Raw genomic sequence first — 16,865 nt, forward strand, 5'->3', positions numbered from 1 at the left:
CTTTAAGGGAGCGGTCGCTTTTTTGCAGAGTCAACCAAACTTTGAGGTGATAATGTAGGAATTTTTGGAGCGCTACTGATGTTTGTTCTTACGCTTCTGCCCCGAACTACAGCACGTCCATTCACTCTACTTCTGCTCTTCGCGATCTCTATTATTTTTTTAATCAATGAACTTTTTGTGCAGCAACTTCCTGGTGTTGCCGTATAACTCAAGCAACCAGCCAAATGATTTTCTGCAAATCTCATGCCAACTTCTATGCGCCCCCCTACAAACCGATGTGGGGGTGCGAAAAAAACTCTCGAAATTTCATAAACAACCAATCATTTAGGGAGTAATTCGGCATTAAAAAAATTGTGGAAGACAAATTTTCATGCTGATGGCAGTTCACACCTGCCCACAGGTTTATCAGGAAATGGGTGTAAATTTTTCTCAAAGTTGAGGAATTTTTACTTGCAGAATTACTGAACTGAGGAATTTTTACTTGCACGGTGAGGAAAAAATTATGCCAGTCGAGGTTATAGAAAAAACTTTTCAAGATGAAAAAAGACGGATTGCATATAGGGTTTGATTCCATCTCTTCTCGGCTGAGATAAATTCCCTCGCAACTACTGAGCGTTGAATCGTCACCTGCGCAAGTTGACGTACAGGCTTTTCCTCTGGTCTATCCGGCGGTAAAATCATCCGCGTTTGCTTCCCGTGCAACAGACTATGAATAGCTAACCATCAGATGCTATGATTTCTGAGAGGTTCTCAAACTCCATGCGGTCTATCCAAACCATTGCAATTTTATTTTTATGTATCATAGGTGTCTTCGCGCAAGATTCCCGGCAGATTGCCGCGCAGGCTTTTGAAAACGGACAAAACGCCCAGGAACGCGGCGATTTCACTTCGGCGGTGCGGTTTTATACCGAAGCCATCAAAGCCGAACCCGCAGTCTTTCAAATCTATTACCAGCGCGCCACAGCTTTACTGCAACTTGGTCGGGCGGATGAAAGCGAAAGCGACTTAAAAAAAGTTATTGAACTCAAAGCGGATTTTGCCCGCGCCTATCGCTTGCTCGGGCAAATTTACCTGGACAAAGACCGCAACGAAGATGCCAAGCGCCAGTTCGCCCGCGCTGTCGAACTCGACCCCAAAATGCGCGAGGTGCGCATGATGTACGCCAGCGCTTTAATCAAAACCCACGATTTTGCCGGCGCTGCGACTGAGCTTCGCGCCGCCATTGAACAAGGTGAAGCGACCGCCTTGACCTATGCGCTGCTCGGCATTGCTGAAGAACGCCAGAATAAATTGGACGAGGCGCTTGCGAGTTTTTCCCGCGCATTGGAATTGCAAGCCAATCACCCGACGGCGCTCGAAGGCCGCGCCCGGCTCTACGAAAAACGCGGCGATTTCGCTAAAGCGCTTGCCGATTATTCCGCCGCTTACCAGTTGCAACCGTCACGTGAACTCGCGCTGCAAATGGCAGGGTTGAATCTGCGCGCCGGACAAATGGTAGCAGCCATCACTATCTATCGCGGTTTACTGCGCGAAAAACCCGATGACCTGAATGTGCGCATTGAACTGGCGCAGGCGCTGGTGAAAAATAATCAGGCGGATGAGGCGGCAACGGAAATCGATAAACTGCTCAAGGTGCAGCCAAACAACGCGAAATTGCTGGAGGTTGCAGGCGACCTGTTTGAAAGCGAACCGGAAAAAGCCGCAGGGTTTTACCGTCGCGCTTTGCAAATCGATGCGGCAAACAACCGGGCGCGCGTTCAACTGGGCGCTGCTCTGGTGCGTTCGATGAAATATCAGGAGGCGTTGTCGGTCTTGAGCGAAGCGATTCAACGCGAACCGAAAAATTATCCGGCACATGCGAGCCTGGCGACGGCGCTTTTTAAGTTGAATCAATATCCGCAAGCCGCGCAGGCATTCATCTGGTTAATCAGCACCAAACCGGAAATTGCCGCGAGCTATTTTTTCCTGGGCATCTGTTTTGACCGCATCGGTGATTGTCCACAGGCGACGCGCGCCTATCAGGAATTCGCGCGTCGCGCCGATGCCAAAACCAACGCCGAAGAGATTAAGGACGCGAATCTGCGTTTAAGTTTGTTGCAAAAAATGAGTAAGGAAGGGAAGTGCAAATCTCCTGCAAAAGGAAAATCATAATGAAGAAGAGATTAAACAATCCGGCTACATTGTTGAAATTTCTCGCCATTAAAATTTTATTGCTGGCATTGGTTTCGGTGATTTTCGGATTGCCGGCGCAGGCGCAGGATGAGCCGCCGATTCCGGTTGACCCCACGCCGCTCGCGCAACTGCTCGCGCCTGCCGAAAAGACGATGATTGATAAAGAGAATAGCGCGAAAAAACTGGTTGAAATTTATTTGAAAATCAGCGATGCGCACCTCAATCTGGCTTACAATGCGGTGATGGGCGAAAAATATGAAGATAGTCTGCGCGAACTCGACATTTACAACAAAGCGCTGGATGCCGCGAAAGAGCGGGCTTTTTCGCAATCCGGTGAAAAACGTAAACTCGCCAAAAAGGTCGAGCAGGCAATTTTAAAACAATTACGAACCCTCGATTTGATTGAACGTTATTCGACCCGTGAAATCCTGCCGTTTTCACAAGTCGCGGTTAAACACGCCAAACAGATTCGCGCCGACGCTTTGAACGCTTCGTTCGATGCCGGCGAAGTCATCACCGACCCGGAAAAAAATAAACCCAAAAAACCATCCGATAGCGGTGCCTTTTTCTTTTTTTCACCGATGCGCGTCGAGGGAAATTTTGCTCATCGTCAAGGCGCGATGAATCGCGATTATTTAATCAATGCGACCCAACTTGCCAACGATTACCTGACCGAAGAAGAGGATGGCTATGTTCGCGAAGCGCAACAACCGGATTTACGCATGAAGGTGTTTATGAAAATCGCTGACCGCCGCTTGAATGCGATTACCAAACCGCCCATGACAACGGACGATAAAAAGGCGCAAAAGCAGGCGGAAGAAGAAGAGCGCAAATGGGGCAAACTCCCTGAACGCACGCGCGCCGGTTATTTGAACGATTATGCGCGAACCGTCGATGAAGCAATGGCGAAACTCGATGACGCTTATGAACGCAATCCCAAAGCTTCATTCGTTGTCAAAGCGTTGAAGGTTTTACGCGACGCCACCGAAGAGCATTTGAAGATGCTGCATAACCTCGAAGCCGAAATGAAAAATGATAAAGAAAAGGAAGCCCTCGGCGACGCCATTGAAAAAGCCGAACTTGCCATCAAAGGCGCCAACGAAGGTTTGAAAAAAGCCGGTAGTTGATAGCCAACAACTCGATAGGGTTGCGAATTTAATGAAAGAATGGGTTTCGCCTGAGCGGTATGCTAGACTTTTCGTGGAGCGAACAGCCATGAATAAAACCATTACTTTAGAGATTCCCGAATCCGAAGCTGCCAACTTTGAGTCGGCGATTGATAACCTGCTGAACAGTTTGAGAAAGCTGGATGAAGAGCATGAGAAGCGCTGGGCGCATATTTCCGACATGCGAGTCGAAACGCAAGCCATGCTTGAGCAAATTTGTGAATCGCTAAAGGTAGGTTGATTGAATGTGGAAGAAACTCTATGAAGTTTTGTCCAGGCTCTTCGCCCTGACACAAAAGGTTGATAAGCATGAAAAAGAGTTGGAAGCGATTCGCCAGGAATTGAAAACTTTGACGGTTGCGGTTCAACGCCTTGCTTTTGAACTCCAACGCCTCAATGAACGCGAAACCGCCGAACGTGAAAAAATAGAATTACGATTAGAAAATCAACTGCTTAAATTCGAGCGACGATTATCTTCGACTTCCCCGCCTCCGATAGACAAAGAGATGGATTAACCTTTGTAAAGCCGAACTCGCCATCAAAGGCGCCAACGAAGGTTTGAAAAAAACCGGTAGTTCAACCGAATAGAAAGCATTAAAAATCCGGCATAGGTTTACGCTACCTGAATCCTTAAAAACAATGCTCCGGCGACAACCCCTGAAAGCGAATTTTCCCACAGGCTAGGGAATTATTCGCAGGTCAGGAAATTTGCTTATGCTTTTCCTGCGATAAACTGAAAAAATAACCTTAATCTGCCAAAATTACGTCGTTTCAAACCCCCCTCGACTGGTATGTTTTTTGCGTTTGAATTAACTATCTTCGATTAGATCCGCAAAAAATTAAGGAGGATACTCCTATGTACAGAAAATTAATCATCACGATGACGATGATATTTTTGGCGGTTTGCGTAGCTTTTGCCGGAAGCTTCAGTTGTGACATTACCAGTTCCGTTACCGGCAAAATTATTGCGGACAGTGGCAGCGAAAGCACCATTGATCTTGGCACCATTCTCTGGGCGGACGGAAACAGCGGCAAATCAACGGTGGTCAAACTGCCGCTGAATTTCGATTGTACCGCTACTTATGATTGCCCGTCTTCACACCTCTGGTCAAAGAATGCTATTCGCACTCCCTGGGGCAATTTCAATGTGAAGTTTACGGCGAGGGTGGCGGGAGTTAAAACGCTGGGTATCTGGCGCAGCAAGATGAATGATTTGAAACTCGAAGTCCGTCAAGGTTCCGCATCCGGCCCATTGTTGGTGGCATACAATTATGCCCAGCAGGTCAGTTCGCCAAAAACGATTACCGGTAGCACCGCAATTTACCGTCCCTGGGTTGGCCCCGGAGATAGTCGTATGTACACGATACTGATTAAATTTGATAAGTTTGACAGCGATGGCGGAGACGATGGACAGTGCGGCATGCAAATGACTGTCATCGGCGCAGCGGTAGGACCACAGGGAGAAAGCGAGCGAAAATAAAAACATACTGACCAGCAAAAATCAGGCGTGCTTCGGTGGGAGAAGCGAATGCCGAAACCAGGAGTGGCGTTTAGTTAAATTGTGGTCGTTGGTCGCTTCCTCAGTTCGGTCAATTGGATTGCAATGGCGCTAGCGCGGTGTTCGCAAAAACGCTTCGACGCGAGCGAGAGCTTCCGGTAAATTTTTTCGCCCGAAGCCAATTCGGAAATGATTGCCCCGGTCGTCATAGACGCTGCCCGGTAAGAGTAATACACCGGCTTTCGTTACCAATTCTTCGCAAAACGCATCAATCTCTCCACGAAGCAATCGCGGAAAAGCAATCGGTCCTGCCTTGGGGCGCACCCAGTTGAATTGCTCTGGATAGCGAGTGAAGAAATCATCTAACAACGACAAATTGTGAGCGATGATGTCGAGGTTGCGCCTTGCAAGTTTTTCTCGGTGACGCAAGGCAAGTTCAGCAAGAAATTCGCTCGGCGCGCTGTTGCAAATCGTCGTGTAATCTTTGAGCTTTGCCATGCGCCTATAGATTTCGGCGTTGTGCGTGGCGACCCAACCGATTTTCAGTCCCGGAAGTCCGTAAGTTTTCGAGAGCACGCCAAGCGACACCGCCTGTTGATTGATGTCGCAAGCCGCAGGCAAGCGGTCACTGATTTGATATTCGCTCTCGCGATAGACTTCATCGGAAAACAGAATGATGCCACGTTCTTCGGTGAGGCGACTTACTTCACGGAAATCTTCCTGCGCCATCAAAAAGCCCGTCGGGTTGTGTGGCGTGTTGAGAACCACGGCTTTGGTATTCGGACGCAGGGCGCGTTTGAGGTCATCAACATCAAGCGCCCAACCGTTGGTTTCCCGCGCCTGCCACGCGGTAATTTCACAACCGATGCTGCGCGCCACTTCAACGAGCGATTGATAACAAGGGGTGTGAACGATGAGGTGGTCGCCGCGCTCAAGGGTTGCGTGCATGAATAAAAAAATCGCTTCTTCCGCGCCAGTGTGCACCAGCACTTCATCGGGTTGAATAGTGGAATAAATGCGCGAGATTTCGCGGCGCAAAGCGGGCGCGCCCATTGATTCCGTATAACCGAGCCAGTGTTTTTGCAAGGCATCTTTAGCCTGCGGTTCAAACGCAAGCAAATCTTCGATGGTCATTGATTGGCAATCGGAACTGCACAACAGATACTCGACGTTGAATTCATATTTGGCGAAATAGCGTTCGATTTTAAATGGTGCAATGTTCATCGGTTTCCTTTGAGAAATTATGAGTTGTTATTTTCCTCTCTTTGCGAACCGGCTGGTTTTGAAGTGGGAAAATTTTATGCGAGATTTCGAGGTTTGACTATCTCTTTTTGGGGCGCGTGAATTGAGGAAGCCTCGCAGAGTTTTCCGAACACGCCAGCAATTTTTCAAATCGCTTCACTTGTGTTTCTTCGCGTTTGGCGCTTGCGACCCACCAGTTTGCCGCTTTGCGATAGGCAGCCGGTTGCGATTGAAAAAACGCCCAGGCTTTCGTTCGCGCTTTGAACTGTTCAACGTATTCGATAGGCAGTTCGACATTTTTTTGTTCGTAAGAATAGATGACCGATTTATGGTCTTTTCGCGCCGCGAAAGCTTTGCGTCCCGCCTCCCTCATCAGTCCCATTTTCGTGAGTTCACCGACGCGGGCAATGTTAATCGCGCTCCAGGCGCTGGTCGCTTTTCGCGGCGTGAAGCGAATCATATAACGCGCTTCATCAACGGTGCGTTTGAGTCCGTCAATCCAGCCATAACAAAGCGCCGCGTCCACGGATTGCTGCCAGGTGAGTGTGGCTTTGCCAGTGCCTTTTTTATAATACCCGACCCATAATTCGGTTTCGCTGGCGTGATGCTTTGCCAACCATTTGCGAAATTCTTCCAAGGTTTTAAAAAACTTTGCGCTCATAGCGATAAATTTGTAATCTTGGATTGCGTTGAAAATTTTTGAGAGATTAAACTCGCTGTTTCTTAACTAAGATGATTCCCAAGATATATATTCGATAGCTCGCTCTTGTTCCTCATGTAATACAATATTTTGGCGATTGATAAAATCTTTCATTGATTTGTTTGTTGCTTTCGCCATCTTTTCTGCAATTTTTTGGAGAAAACCCGCCCAGTTATTAAAATCAGTTTTCGTTACACCGAGCGACTGAGCATGAACTAAGCCTCTGGGGGGCGTTGAATTGAGTTTCTGCTCGTGGTATTTATATGTGTAAATCCCCCCATCGTGAACAAGTAAATTTCTATCTTTTAAAAACTCGGCATACTTCTTGACCTCGGTACTTGTAAAAGGTGTTATACCTAAAAGATCAAAGTATAAGCTGTTAATAGCTTTGGCTGAGCCGAAATCATATTTCTCTGATAAAAGTGACCCCAGTGTAAAATTAATTGTCTCTTTGATTTTAAACACATCTTTTAGAGAATTAGAGTCATCGCCTCTTTTTTTTATGAAGTTGCTTAGAATCTGAGGACATATATTTATGGCTGCAGCAAATTGATGTTTGCAGAAAGCTTCAAAGTAGGAGGCTAATCCAATAAAACAAACCGCCACAGTTTTATTTGTGAGCACTCTGTTACCTAAAATACGGTCTTTTGAGGCATCTGCAATTTCAATGAGATCAGATACGTTGCCATCGAATATAGCTTTTGGCGGCACCCATCCGATGAAAAATTCACCCTAACTAATTTGATCTTGATTCATAGTAGTTTCACTACTCCGCTGATTGATTGCGCTGGTAAATCATTCGCAAGCCTTCGAGAGTTAAATCCTGATCGATGGTTTCAATCAAACGTGAGCCTTTGCCGATTAACGATGCCAAGCCGCCGGTCGCCAGGATATGCGGCTTTTCGCCGAGTTCATCAATCATTCGCTCAAGGATGCCGTCAACCAGACCGATGCTGCCGAAATACAATCCCGATTGCAAACACGCAGTCGTGCTGGTGCCGATGACTTTTTCGGGATGGCGAATGTCTACACGATAAAGTCGCGCGGCGCGTTGAAAGAGCGCGTCTGCCGAAATCTGTATGCCGGGACAGATGACGCCGCCGATGAATTCGCCCTGCCCGGACACCACATCGAAATTCGTCCCTGTGCCGAAATCAACGATAATGCAGGGACCACCGTATTTTTCATAAGCGGCTACGGCGTTGACGATTCTATCCGAACCGGCTTCCGATGGGTTATCAATCAACACCGGCATTCCGGCATTCGCCGTGTTGACAAACAGCGGCTTCAAATTGAAAAACTTTTCCGCCATCTTGAACAGCGTGAAATCAAGCGGCGGCACCACCGATGAAATCGCCATGTCGGTGATGGTTGTCGAAGGCAAATCGCAAAGGTGCAGAAGCGACCGGCACATCATGCCGTATTCATCGACTGTGCGTTGACGTTCGCTGGTGAGTCGCCAGCTTTGCGCCAACGTGTTGCCGTCATACAAACCAAGTGTGGTATTGGAATTTCCTACATCAAGAACCAGTAACATAAATCCTCATGAGTCGAGAGTCTGGAGTCTGTAAGAAAGTATGAAGTAGGTACGATGAACGATGAACAATAGAGGTTCAGAGTATGTATTACTAACGCTCTATTGTTCATCGTTCCTACTTCATCGTTCATCGTTTTCGACTCCAGACTTCAGACTCCAGACTCCAGACTTCTTATTGTGATGTCGCCTGAAACGATCTCGCGTATTTGACCATCGTCAAGTTCGACGAGTAATGCGCCGCTAGCGGTTAAACCGCGCGTCGTGCCTTCGATTATCGAATCGTTTGAGATGACGCGGATTTTCGCGTCGCGCGCGTAACTTGAAAGTGTTTGCCAACCTTCGATGATTGCCGCTGGGTTGGCGAGCGCCTCTATGTACCAGTGATTTAATTTTACGAGTAACGGTTCAAGAAACTCGTCGGGCGTGATGCCGAGGTTCGCTTCGATGCGAAGCGATGTGGCGATGGTTTTTAATTCATCGGGAAAATCCGGTTGCGCGATGTTTACGCCGATGCCGAGAATGGCATATTCCAATTTATTTTCGGTGATGGACGATTCGACCAATATGCCGCAGATTTTTTTGCCGTTTACCAGAATGTCATTCGGATATTTGATGTCGGCTGGAGTGTGAAAATCCTGTATCAAGGTTTCGGCGACCGCGATGGCGGCGGCGAGCGTGATAAACGCGGCGCGCGCCGGCGATGCGTTGGGTCTGAGGATGATTGACAGGTAAAGCCCTGCGCCTGCCGGTGAATTCCAGTTGCGCCCCAGGCGACCTCTACCGGCAGTCTGTTCGCGGGCGACCACGCAAACCCCTTCGGCTGCGCCTTGGTTTGCGAGTTTGCGCGCCTCGGTGTTGGTCGAATCGAGGGTGTCAAAATGAAGGGTGGTTGCGCCTAAAATCTTTTCATGATCCGGGCGCGTGGAGATATTTACAGGGGATGGAACTTCGGTTGTCATGCCGGAAAGTTATTTTCGCATTGCCAGTTCGACGAAACGATTGGTGGCATTGAGCGCCGCTTTTGCGGTGGCATCCAGTTCGTTGGTGGTAATCGGACAACTGCCGAAGACCTGCACCTGTTTGTTCTCGAAATCAATATCGACCAGTAAGGCGATGAGATTTTTGCCGAGCGCGTGAACGTGGTCTAAATCGCCGAGGCGGCAATTGAAGCGATTTTCAACAGCCTCCTTGACGGCATCGAGCGTGAGGCTGGCGACGACTTTCAACTGCTGCATCGCCTCTTTGCTGCTGTTGCCGGTCTTTTGAATGGCGCGACTGGTAAAGGTGAGACCGACTTCAATCAGGCACTCGCTGTCCGTTTCATCTGTAACCTTTACATGGTCGAAACGCAGTCTTTCGGTTCCATTAATCATGGTTAAAAACTTTCTCTCCTGATTTTTTTCCTCGGACTATAAACAAAAATTTATATTGGCGCGATTTTTAAACTGATGTCCATCGCGGTTGCCGAATGGGTCATCGCGCCAACCGAAATTAAATCCACGCCGGTTTCGGCAATCTCGCGCACGGTGTTCAAATTGACGCCGCCTGAAGCTTCGATCAAAACATTGGGCGCGGCATCGCGAATCATCTTCACACATTCACGCAATTCATCCGGGTTCATGTTGTCGAGCATGATGACATCGGCTCGTGCCGCGAGCGCCTCCGCGAGTTGCGTTTGGTGAGCAATTTCGACTTCGATTTTGAGCAAATGATGCGCCGTCTCTCTGGCGTATTCAATTGCCCGACGAACACCTCCGGCAAGCGCGATGTGATTATCTTTGATTAACACGCCATCGTCCAATCCGAAACGATGATTAGTGCCGCCGCCGACGCTCACCGCGTATTTTTCAAGCAGACGAAGCCCCGGCGTGGTCTTTCGCGTATCGGCGACTCTGGCTCTGGTGCCGGCGATTTTTTCAACAAAAGCGCGTGTCAAGGTTGCAATGCCCGATAAGCGTTGCAGTAGATTGAGTGCCGTGCGTTCGCCCGCAAGCAGCGTGGTCGCCAAGCCTTCGACCTGCGCAAAGACCGTGCCTTTGTTAATCGTGTCGCCATCAAAAGCAAATGATTCCAGGCGAATGTCCGGGTCGAGCGCGATGAATACGGCTTCGGCGAGTTCGATGCCGCAAAGCACCAAATCCTGTTTGGCTAAAAACTTTCCGCGCCCGCGTGTGCCGCCGCGCACGGTGGCTTGCGAAGTGATGTCGCCGCGCCCCAAGTCTTCTTTTAAAAAATCGGAAACGTAAGCGTAGATGATTGATTGGTCGAGTTGCATATTTTCTAGTCTAGCGAGTCCGGCGAGTCTTGCCAGTCCAGCGAGTTTTGTCAGTCTAGTGAGTTGTTTGAAACTATTTAGTTCTGAATTCGCTCAACCCCGAAAGGCAATGGCATTAAGTTAAAGAAAATCTCTTACTGGGAGCGCAGACGTCCACGTCCGCAAGTCTCGGTAGTAACCGGAGCGGACGTGGATGTCCGCGCTCCCAGTCTTAACTTAATGCCATTGTCCCTTCGGGGCTTTTAAACATCTTTCAATTCCATCTCTGGACATTGGTTGTCGTTATGTTTAACTGAAATTTTTCAAACTCGCCTGTAATTTTTCGATTTCGTCCGTAAGTTCCGCTTGCCGGTCGCGTGCCTGTTGGACAACATCGGCGGCGGCGCGTTCAACAAACGACGGATTGTTTAAACGACCTGCCAGTCCGCCAAGTTCCTTCTCACGTTTGGCAATCTCTTTGTTGATGCGGTCTTTCTCTTTTTCGACGTCAATCAAACCTTCGAGCGGAACGAGCAAATCGACATTTGCGACAATCCCCCGCGCCGAATTTTTTATCTCCGGCAAAGCATCGGCAATGGTCAATTCTTCAATGCGAACCAGACGCTTGATGTTTTCAGCGTTGCCATTGATTAACTGTTTGGTCACAGCGTCTGCGGTCGCCAACGTTACATTGATTTTCGCGGAAGCCGCAATATTGACCTCCGAACGAATATTACGCAACTTGCTAATCACGCCGATTAACACACCCATGCGCGCGCGCGCTTCCTCATCTTCGTGCGCGGCGTCAGCAGTCGGGAAACTGCTGATGGAAACCGACTCGCCTTCGTGCGGCAGACGCTGCCAGATTTCTTCGGTGACAAACGGCATCAACGGATGCAGTAATCGCAAACTCTTTTCGAGAATATAAACAATGCGACAACGCGCGGCGCGCACTTCGTCGGTGTCTTCTTGCGAGGTGACTGCCGACTTCGAGAGTTCGATGTACCAATCGCAGAAATCATCCCAGAAGAAACGATAAAGCGTTTGCGCCGCATCATTCATTCGATAATCATCGAGCGCGGCGGTCACTTCTTTAGTCGTTTCATTCAAACGGTCAAGAATCCAGCGGTCAGCCAACCCATCGGAGGCAATCCATTTGGCTTCGATGCCCGCGCCCGAACCGAGATTCATCATCACGAAACGCGAGGCGTTCCAGATTTTATTGGCGAAATTGCGCGCCTCTTCGACCTGTTTATGGCGCACGGGTTTATCGGTTTCTTTGTCGCGTTCAAGCGGCGCAAAGCGTATATCCTGACCTTTGGCGCAACGCGCCAGCAAAGCAAAACGCAAAGCATCCGCGCCGTAGAGTTCAATCACTTCGAGCGGGTCAACGCCGTTGCCTTTGTTTTTGCTCATGCGTTCGCCTTTGTGGTCGAGCACGGTCGCGTAAATGTAAACGTCTTGAAAGGGAATCTGCTGCTCAAAATAAAGCCCGGTCATTATCATTCGCGCCACCCACAGGTAAAGAATCTCCTGCGCCGTAATCAACACATCGGTCGGGTAAAACTCTTTCAGGTCAGGGGCGGTTTTATCGGGCCAACCGAGCGTCGCATGGGGCCAGAGCGCAGATGAAAACCAGGTGTCGAGTACGTCTTCATCTTGCCGCACCGCTTTGCCACCGGCTTTCTCGCGGGCTTCGGCTTCGTTTTTAGCGGCAAATTGTTCGCCGTCTTCGGTGTACCAGACCGGTATGCGATGCCCCCACCACAACTGCCGCGAGATGCACCAGTCTTTGATGTTTTCCATCCAGTTGAGATAAATGCGCGTATAGCGTTCAGGCACAAAACGCACACGTCCATCTTTTACGCAATCGATTGCCGGTTGCGCGAGTTCTTTCATCTTCACATACCACTGCTCGGAAAGACGCGGTTCGATGACCGTTTTACAGCGGTCGCAAAGCGCCGTGGGCACCGTGTAATCTTCGATTTTTTCGACCAAGCCTTGGGCTTCGAGGTCAGCCACGACTTTTTTGCGCGCCTCGAAACGGTCAAGCCCTGCGTAAGCCGCGCCTGCATCTGCGGTCATCTTCGCGTGTTCATCAATCACCACAACCTGCGCGAGATTGTGGCGCAATCCGCACTCGTAGTCGTTGGCGTCGTGCGCGGGCGTGACTTTCACTGCGCCGGTGCCGAATTCTTTTTCCACAAACTCATCGGCGACCAAAGGAATTTCGCGCCCGACAAGCGGCAGGATAAGGGTTTTGCCGATATGCTCCGCGTAGCGTTCGTCTTTGGGGTTTACCGCAACGCCTGTATCGCCAAGCATGGTTTCGGGGCGGGTGGTGGCGACCACGACGAACCCAGAGCCGTCTTTATAAGGGTAACGCAAGTGATAGAGATGACCTTTGCGGTCTTGACGGTCAATTTCGATGTCGGAGATAGCGGTCATACATCGCGGGCACCAGTTGGTGATGCGGTTGCCGCGATAGATGTAGCCTTTGTTCCACCAGTCAACGAAACATTCCAACACCGCGTCAACATAAGCGTCATCCAGCGTGAAGCGCAAACGGCTCCAATCGAATGAACAACCGAGCCTGTACATCTGCTCGATGATGACATTGCCGTATTCGTTGACCCAGTCCCAGATTTGTTCGACCAGTTTTTCACGACCCAAATCGTGACGTGATTTGTGCTGTTCGTTTTTGATTTTTCTTTCAACCACATTTTGCGTGGCGATGCCTGCGTGGTCGGTGCCCGGCAGACAAAGGGTTTTAAACCCCTGCATGCGTTTCCAGCGAATCAAGGTGTCGTGAATCGTGTAACAGAGCGCGTGCCCGATGTGCAGCGATCCCGTGACATTAGGCGGCGGGATGGTGATGGTGTAGGTTTTGCCGTCGCCCGTCGGCTTGAAATAGCCTTTATCTTTCCAGATGGGATACCACTTCTGTTCAACGCTATGCGGTTCGTAAGCTTTCGGAATTTCAATCATATGGTTTAAGTATATTCTCTCTGTAAAGTGATTTAATGATTAAACCTCAAATTAAAAAGGATGAATGAGCGATGGTCAACCTTGCGCTTGGGATTGAAGAGATGAGACGTACAAAGTAATCCGCCCAATCCGTTTAATCCGGGGATAAATTATTTTCATTGATAAAAGCGATAGGTGAATGTATGTGAACCTCTTGAAACCTGTGCGATAAAAATTAGAGGCGAAAAGTTTGAATGAATCGGGTACAATCGCCCGACTGAAAAAAATCAGTTCGGCAGTGCATCAAAACTTTGGGAGCGTGAAAGTGAAAAAAATTCTCTTGGCGGTATTTCTGGCTTTGTGGTGGGTATCGGTTGTTCTGGCAAGCGGCGGTTTGCATAGCAGCAGGCGCAACAACTGGGGAGCGATTGCTTATTCAAAATCATCAGGAAGAATCGGCTATTCATACGACTATGCAACCGAAGCGCAGGCTATCAATTCGGCGGTTGAAAGATGCGGGGTGCGCGATTGTCAGGCAGTCGTCTGGTTCGTCAATGGGTGCGGCGCATTGGCAAAAGGCGACAAAGGATATGGCTGGGCAATTGGCGCTTCAAGAAGTGAAGCCGAAGGCAAGGCGCTTGCAGAATGCCGTAAACGCGGCGGCGGTTGCCGGATTGTGCAATGGGCTTGCACCTCAAGATGAGGCGAACCATCTTCGAGTTCACCCCCGATAAAAAATTTGCAAAAAGCGCGCAATGATTTTCTCTACAAAAAATCATTGCCCTGCAAATAAAAAAGATGAAGCAAGAACCAGCGATTCTTGCTTCATCTTTTTTTATGCTAAAGCGGTTTAATAATTTGTAGCGCCCGGCTCTAGTTAGCCAATTTGCTGGTCAAACCTTCTTTAGTCAAATTACTGACGACGCGTTCAACACAATCGGGCACGACTTCCCACGCGATTTCGCGTACCACACGGTCGCTCAATTGAGCGACGACGCGACGGACAATTTCATCAATCAGTTCTTGTGACATTGCTCCTCCTTGATGAGTTACTTCTTTCGGTGAGGTTGAAGAAGGGAGTTCCTGAACGGAATCTTGCTGAATAGCTAAAGCCTGGGGTGCATCCTGATTTACCACATGAGTTTCTTTGGGCGCTGCGACCGGCGCGACCGCTTCTACTACCGGTTGCAGCGGGGCGGCGGTTTCCAGATTGACCGGCGTGAAATCGGTCATCATCGCAACCGGTTCGGTGACCGCTTGATCAAGCCCGTTAAAGGATGAAGGGGTCTCGGTCAAATGATTCTCTGCTACCGCCGCTTCGGTTGCGGATTGAAATACCTGCGGCGGCAATTCAGCAACCGGCGCGTCCGCTGGTTGAACGATTTCATAAGCTGTGGTCACTGGCGAATCTTGCAGGGCATCCGCAGTTGCAATCGGCTCGCCTGCTGCCGGTGCGGATTCAAAAGTTTCCGGTTCCTGAGTTGTAAAATTGAATTCATTGAATGCCGGCATCGTCTTCGTGGTTGGCTCAACCGAAGGTTGAACGGAATCGGCATCAACCGTCATTTCTATCGGTGTAGCCTGAGTATTACCGAGTTCAATTTCAGTAACCGGTGCGGGAACGGTTTGCGGTTCGGGTGTCGCATCCATCTGCGCTGATGCCGTTTCAACATAGGCATCTTCGAGTTCCAGTGGCGAGGACGCACTGAGTGTCGCATCCACCGGCAGGGGATTATCCAGAATATCGCCGAGTGGTTCATCCGTAGCGAGAAGTTCTGAATTCGCCGCAACCGCAGATAAATCGTTTTCGGTGGTGAATGTCGGTTCGGGCAGGGTTGCGGCTTGGTGATGAAGCCCGTCAGATTCAACCGGAGTGGGTTCCAATTCATTGGTGGTGAATTTCGATTCGGCAACCGCAACCGGCTGGTTAAGCGGTTCGGTAACGAATGTGTCGGCAATGGATGTCGATGGTTGTGGATATTCAACCTCAAAATCAAACCCGCCGTTTGCAGCAGATGGTTGCGGAGCTTCAACCGGCTCGAAATCGGCTGAACGGTCATCAAGCGGGTTGGTGTCTGGATTGATGTTTGCGGTTTCAGGCATATAGCTGCCAAGCACAAGCGTCGAATCAACCGAGTTCTGTTGCTCGGCGAACGTTGAAAGCATCGGGTCGAGATTGATAGGCTCATCAATCTGAAACGTGGTTTCCGCTTGATTCGTGGTTTCCCACTGCGCCGGTTGTGATGGCGCGGTCAGAGAAAATTCCGGCTGTTCCTGCATCGGTTCATTCACGAATACCGGCGGAAAAGCCTCGGTCAACGGCGCGGCTTCGGTGAAATTGGTGACGGCGGTCGGCGTAAAGGTCGCTTCCTGTGGCAGCGGTTGCGGCGCGAGCGGCGGAACTTCCTGATGCGTCAACGCCGGTGGAAAAGGGTCGCCCATTAATGCCGTATCCAGATTGAACGGCGGAACCGGAATGCTTGGCTGAGGGGGAAAGGCATTCATTTCCGGTTTGGTTTGATATGGCGATGCCTGAGGCGTTACCGGTTGGGTGTGGTTGACCGATGAAGCGGCTTTCGGATGTTTGTCAATCAAGGATTTGACGGTTTCAACCAGCACGCGGGATTCAAACGGTTTGGTGAGGTGTGCATCGGCATGCACACGCCGCGCTTCGGCTTCGTTAAACGGCTCAAAAGCGCCGACCAGCAAAACCACCGGAACGGAATTAAGTTCGGGGTCTTGTTTAATGGTTTCGCATAGTTCATAACCGTTTTTACCGGGCATGAAAATGTCCGCCAGAACGAGGTCTGGATGAACCTCTTTTAAACGCCGTTCCGCCATATCGCCATTGCTGACCGAGACCACCTCTATCCCTTCATCTTGAAAGGTTAGATTGACGACCTTTTGAATCGTAATGCTGTCGTCGGCTAATAAGATTCTGCTTCCCATCACACTCTTTCCCTCCGTGCCCTTACAGGCAAATGCAATTGAACGAAGATTGAAAACCTAAGGACTGTTGATTCGTTTGCGTCAAGCCGAGATGCGCTCGCTCAATTCGCAATAATAAAATTTTCCTTAGGGGCTAACAACTCAGAAGTGCCAATCAATCGTAAGGGCATTTACTTTATTTGATGATTGCGATAAATCCCACGCGGCATCATACCATAGACGTTTTATGGATGTCTCTACTTTAATGGGAATTGCCACGGCTGTAACAAAGTCTGAATTAGCGCCGCAAGATGAGCTTGAGCCCTTCAAGCGGTTGCGCACTATACTTTCTTCTCGCATCCGGCAGGTACTTGAAGCCTTGCCTTATGACTAAGCCGATG

At 49.5% G+C, this 16,865-nt stretch carries 15 protein-coding genes; 6 read left to right on the top strand and 9 right to left on the bottom strand.

Annotated elements, in window-relative coordinates; all coding sequences use genetic code 11:
• The first annotated feature begins 759 nt into the window (after positions 1–759).
• The 5 genes from AB1757_17345 (at position 760) to AB1757_17365 (ending at position 4,818) form a co-directional block, all read left to right on the top strand.
• Positions 760–2,151, top strand: a complete 1,392-nt coding sequence (locus AB1757_17345) for a tetratricopeptide repeat protein (protein ID MEW6128806.1) — start codon at positions 760–762, stop codon at positions 2,149–2,151.
• Positions 2,151–3,299 (top strand): hypothetical protein, encoded by a 1,149-nt coding sequence (locus AB1757_17350; protein MEW6128807.1) that lies wholly within the window; start codon positions 2,151–2,153, stop codon positions 3,297–3,299. Before AB1757_17345 ends, AB1757_17350 begins: the two co-directional genes overlap by 1 nt.
• A gap of 88 nt (positions 3,300–3,387) precedes the next feature.
• Complete coding sequence (locus AB1757_17355; GenBank protein ID MEW6128808.1) at positions 3,388–3,579, top strand: hypothetical protein; 192 nt, start codon at positions 3,388–3,390, stop codon at positions 3,577–3,579.
• Positions 3,580–3,583: 4 nt separating this feature from the next.
• Positions 3,584–3,853 (top strand): hypothetical protein, encoded by a 270-nt coding sequence (locus tag AB1757_17360; GenBank protein ID MEW6128809.1) that lies wholly within the window; start codon positions 3,584–3,586, stop codon positions 3,851–3,853.
• Positions 3,854–4,194: 341 nt separating this feature from the next.
• On the top strand, positions 4,195–4,818 hold the full coding sequence (locus AB1757_17365; GenBank protein ID MEW6128810.1) for a hypothetical protein: 624 nt from the start codon (positions 4,195–4,197) through the stop codon (positions 4,816–4,818).
• A gap of 129 nt (positions 4,819–4,947) precedes the next feature.
• Here AB1757_17365 and AB1757_17370 read toward each other — a convergent pair whose 3' ends face one another.
• The 8 genes from AB1757_17370 to AB1757_17405 all read right to left on the bottom strand — a co-directional run bounded on the left by AB1757_17370 (position 4,948) and on the right by AB1757_17405 (position 13,557).
• Positions 4,948–6,060, bottom strand: a complete 1,113-nt coding sequence (locus AB1757_17370) for an aminotransferase class I/II-fold pyridoxal phosphate-dependent enzyme (GenBank protein ID MEW6128811.1) — start codon at positions 6,058–6,060, stop codon at positions 4,948–4,950.
• Positions 6,061–6,157: 97 nt separating this feature from the next.
• A complete protein-coding gene (locus AB1757_17375; GenBank protein MEW6128812.1) occupies positions 6,158–6,739 on the bottom strand; it encodes a YdeI/OmpD-associated family protein in 582 nt (193 codons plus the stop codon).
• Between the two features lie 66 nt (positions 6,740–6,805).
• Positions 6,806–7,489, bottom strand: a complete 684-nt coding sequence (locus AB1757_17380; GenBank protein MEW6128813.1) for a hypothetical protein — start codon at positions 7,487–7,489, stop codon at positions 6,806–6,808.
• A gap of 55 nt (positions 7,490–7,544) precedes the next feature.
• Positions 7,545–8,315, bottom strand: coding sequence for a type III pantothenate kinase (locus AB1757_17385; GenBank protein MEW6128814.1), 771 nt, complete (start codon positions 8,313–8,315; stop codon positions 7,545–7,547).
• 149 nt (positions 8,316–8,464) lie between these two features.
• Positions 8,465–9,274, bottom strand: coding sequence for a biotin--[acetyl-CoA-carboxylase] ligase (locus AB1757_17390; GenBank protein MEW6128815.1), 810 nt, complete (start codon positions 9,272–9,274; stop codon positions 8,465–8,467).
• A gap of 9 nt (positions 9,275–9,283) precedes the next feature.
• Positions 9,284–9,688, bottom strand: coding sequence for a hypothetical protein (locus AB1757_17395; GenBank protein MEW6128816.1), 405 nt, complete (start codon positions 9,686–9,688; stop codon positions 9,284–9,286).
• A 50-nt stretch (positions 9,689–9,738) separates the two neighbouring features.
• On the bottom strand, positions 9,739–10,590 hold the full coding sequence (gene nadC / locus AB1757_17400; protein ID MEW6128817.1) for a carboxylating nicotinate-nucleotide diphosphorylase: 852 nt from the start codon (positions 10,588–10,590) through the stop codon (positions 9,739–9,741).
• A 288-nt stretch (positions 10,591–10,878) separates the two neighbouring features.
• Positions 10,879–13,557: a valine--tRNA ligase gene (locus tag AB1757_17405; protein MEW6128818.1), complete on the bottom strand. Its 2,679-nt coding sequence runs from the start codon at positions 13,555–13,557 to the stop codon at positions 10,879–10,881.
• A gap of 304 nt (positions 13,558–13,861) precedes the next feature.
• On the opposite strand from AB1757_17405, the gene AB1757_17410 reads away from it, so the two are divergent.
• On the top strand, positions 13,862–14,239 hold the full coding sequence (locus tag AB1757_17410) for a DUF4189 domain-containing protein (GenBank protein ID MEW6128819.1): 378 nt from the start codon (positions 13,862–13,864) through the stop codon (positions 14,237–14,239).
• A gap of 170 nt (positions 14,240–14,409) precedes the next feature.
• Here the strand turns inward: AB1757_17410 and AB1757_17415 are convergent, their stop codons facing one another.
• Entirely contained in the window at positions 14,410–16,485 is a 2,076-nt protein-coding gene (locus tag AB1757_17415) for a response regulator (GenBank protein ID MEW6128820.1), read from the bottom strand.
• Positions 16,486–16,865 lie beyond the last annotated feature (380 nt).

The sequence above is a fragment of the Acidobacteriota bacterium genome, assembly GCA_040754075.1.
Lineage (GTDB): Bacteria > Acidobacteriota > Blastocatellia > UBA7656 > UBA7656 > JBFMDH01.

Bases quoted from the DNA above. Each gene is read 5' to 3' on its own strand.
- AB1757_17360 (MEW6128809.1), top strand. From the start codon at position 3,584: ATGTGGAAGAAACTCTATGAAGTTTTGTCCAGGCTCTTCGCCCTGACA.
- AB1757_17355 (MEW6128808.1), top strand. From the start codon at position 3,388: ATGAATAAAACCATTACTTTAGAGATTCCCGAATCCGAAGCTGCCAAC.
- AB1757_17390 (MEW6128815.1), bottom strand. From the start codon at position 9,274: ATGACAACCGAAGTTCCATCCCCTGTAAATATCTCCACGCGCCCGGAT.
- AB1757_17345 (MEW6128806.1), top strand. From the start codon at position 760: ATGCGGTCTATCCAAACCATTGCAATTTTATTTTTATGTATCATAGGT.
- AB1757_17415 (MEW6128820.1), bottom strand. From the start codon at position 16,485: ATGGGAAGCAGAATCTTATTAGCCGACGACAGCATTACGATTCAAAAG.
- AB1757_17375 (MEW6128812.1), bottom strand. From the start codon at position 6,739: ATGAGCGCAAAGTTTTTTAAAACCTTGGAAGAATTTCGCAAATGGTTG.
- AB1757_17365 (MEW6128810.1), top strand. From the start codon at position 4,195: ATGTACAGAAAATTAATCATCACGATGACGATGATATTTTTGGCGGTT.
- nadC (MEW6128817.1), bottom strand. From the start codon at position 10,590: ATGCAACTCGACCAATCAATCATCTACGCTTACGTTTCCGATTTTTTA.
- AB1757_17350 (MEW6128807.1), top strand. From the start codon at position 2,151: ATGAAGAAGAGATTAAACAATCCGGCTACATTGTTGAAATTTCTCGCC.
- AB1757_17385 (MEW6128814.1), bottom strand. From the start codon at position 8,315: ATGTTACTGGTTCTTGATGTAGGAAATTCCAATACCACACTTGGTTTG.
- AB1757_17395 (MEW6128816.1), bottom strand. From the start codon at position 9,688: ATGATTAATGGAACCGAAAGACTGCGTTTCGACCATGTAAAGGTTACA.
- AB1757_17405 (MEW6128818.1), bottom strand. From the start codon at position 13,557: ATGATTGAAATTCCGAAAGCTTACGAACCGCATAGCGTTGAACAGAAG.
- AB1757_17370 (MEW6128811.1), bottom strand. From the start codon at position 6,060: ATGAACATTGCACCATTTAAAATCGAACGCTATTTCGCCAAATATGAA.